This window comes from Streptomyces sp. NPDC004284, assembly GCF_042874035.1.
Classification (GTDB): domain Bacteria; phylum Actinomycetota; class Actinomycetes; order Streptomycetales; family Streptomycetaceae; genus Streptomyces.
Genome location: NZ_JBIAMJ010000039.1, coordinates 1 through 2,260, shown reverse-complemented (window position 1 = coordinate 2,260; position 2,260 = coordinate 1). Strand labels below are relative to the sequence as shown.

The window sequence follows — 2,260 nt, the reverse complement described above, 5'->3', positions numbered from 1 at the left end:
TGCCGCTGACTCCCAACGGGAAGGTCGACAAGCGCGCTCTGCCCGAGCCGGCGCCCGTCGCCTCCCTCGGCCGCGCCCCGCGCACGCCCCTGGAGAAGACCCTCCTCGCCCTCTTCGCCCGCACCCTCGACACCCCCGCCGACCTCACCATCGACGACGACTTCTTCCACCACGGCGGCCACTCGCTGCTGGCCGCTCGGCTGACGAATCACATCGCCGATGCGCTGGGCGTGCGGTTGACGATCCGGGACGTGTTCGCCCGTCCGACGGTGGCGGGGCTCGCGGAGCTCGTCGACGGTCAGGGGGCGGGAGAGGCTCTCCCGCCGCTCGTCGCGGGGGAGGGGGCCGGTGATCTGGCCCCTGCGTCCTTCGCCCAGCGGCGGCTGTGGCTGCTGTCGGAGTTGGAGGGGGACAGCGCCGCGTACAACGTGCCGATGGCCGTACGCCTCCAGAGCGCGCCGGACCGGGCCGCGCTGGAGTGGGCGCTGAGCGATGTGGTGGAGCGGCATGCTCCGCTGCGGACGGTGTTCGAGTCGGTGGAGGGCGAGCCGTGCCAGCGGGTCCTGTCGCCGGAGCAGGCCCGCGTGTCGGTGGACTGGCGCCGGGTCGACGCCGACGCGCTGGACGAAGAGCTGACCGCGACGGCGGGCCGTGCCTTCGATCTGGGGGTGGAGCTTCCGCTGCGGGCGGTGGCTTTCGAGCTGGGTGACGGGTCGGTGGTGTTGTCGCTGGTGGTGCATCACATCGCGACGGACGGTCTGTCGAACGGTGTGTTCTTCGGGGATCTGCAGCGGGCTTATGAGGCCCGGGTGGCGGGGGTCGAGGGTTCGGTCCTTGAGCCGCTGACGGTGCAGTACGCGGACTACGCGGCCTGGCAGCGGCGGGTGTTGGGCTCGGCGGACGACCCGGGGAGCGTGCTGGGCCGGGAGCTGGTTTTCTGGCGTGGGGCGTTGGAGGGGCTGCCGGAGGAGCACGGGCTGAACCTGGACCGTCCCAGGCCGGCCAGGGCGTCGCATCAGGGTGGTCAGGTCGAACTCGGTTTGGGTGATGACCTGTTCGAGCGGGTGGCGGCGTTCGCGCGGGCGGAGGGGTGCACGCCGTTCATGGTGGTGCACGCGGCTCTGGTGGCGGCGTTGACGAGGTTGGGTGCGGGGTCGGATCTTGCGGTCGGTACGCCGGTGGCGGGTCGTGGTGAGCGGTCGTTGCAGGAGCTGGTCGGGTTCTTCGTGAACACGCTGGTGCTGCGGACGAGCAGTGCGGGTGATCCGAGTTTCCGTGAGTTGCTGGGGCGGGTGCGTACGGCGGATCTGGATGCTTTCGCGCATCAGGAGGCGCCGTTCGACCTGGTCCTGGAAGCGGTCAATCCGACCCGGAGCCTCTCGCGCCACCCCCTCTTCCAGATCTGCCTCGGGCTCGAAGTGGGCGGGGTTCCGGAGCTGCACCTGCCCGGAGTCCGTACCACCGAGGTCTCCGGCCTCGGGAACGGGTCGGCGAAGTTCGACCTCGAATTCCTGCTCCGCTCCGACGACAGCCGGCGCCTGCACGGCGCGATCATCTTCGCGGCCGAGGTGTTCGACGAGGAGTCGGTACGGAGGATGGCTTCGGTCCTCGGCCAGGTGCTGGCCCAGGTGCTCGACGACCCCGGCCTGACGCTCTCGGCCCTGGAAGTGCTGTCGAGCGAGGAGCGCGAGCTGCTGACCGGCCCGTGGGCGGGGACCGTCGTCGAGGTGGGCGACGCTTCCCTCGTCGAGCGGTTCGAGGAGCAGGTGGCCCGTCGGCCGGAGGCGAAGGCCCTGATCGACGGCGGCCGAGAGGTGTCGTACGCGGAGCTCAACGCCGCCGCCAACCGCTGGGCCCACCACCTGCGCGCACACGGCCTGGGCCGTGGCGACATGGCCGGTGTGCTCCTTGAGCGTGGAGTGGAGTTCGCGGCGGCGGTGATCGCCGTGGTCAAGACCGGGGCGGGTTACACCCTGCTCGACCCGGACTTCCCGGACGAGCGGCTGCGCTCGGCGGCGACCGACGCCGGCATCAGCCACCTCGTCACCGCACCGGCCCTCGCGGAACGCGTCGACGGCCCTTGGCAGATCCACACCGAGGCCCCGGGCGAACTCCTCTCCCGCAACCCCGGCAACCTCGACCTGCCGCTCAGCCCCGATGACCCTGCCTGCTTGATGTTCACGTCGGGTTCGACGGGTCGGCCGAAGGCGATTTTGTCGTCGCACCGGAATCTGGTGTCGACGGTGAGTGGTCAGTCGTA

The 2,260-nt window shown here is 70.9% G+C and carries 1 protein-coding gene and 1 pseudogene; both read left to right on the top strand.

What is annotated here, in order from left to right; translation table 11 throughout:
- Positions 1-5: 5 nt before the first annotated feature.
- Positions 6-233: pseudogene (locus ACFYUS_RS39035) on the top strand (phosphopantetheine-binding protein); the annotation flags it as partial.
- An 18-nt stretch (positions 234-251) separates the two neighbouring features.
- The coding region (locus tag ACFYUS_RS39030) for a condensation domain-containing protein (RefSeq protein WP_388863063.1) at positions 252-2,260 on the top strand (2,009 nt) is incomplete at its 3' end.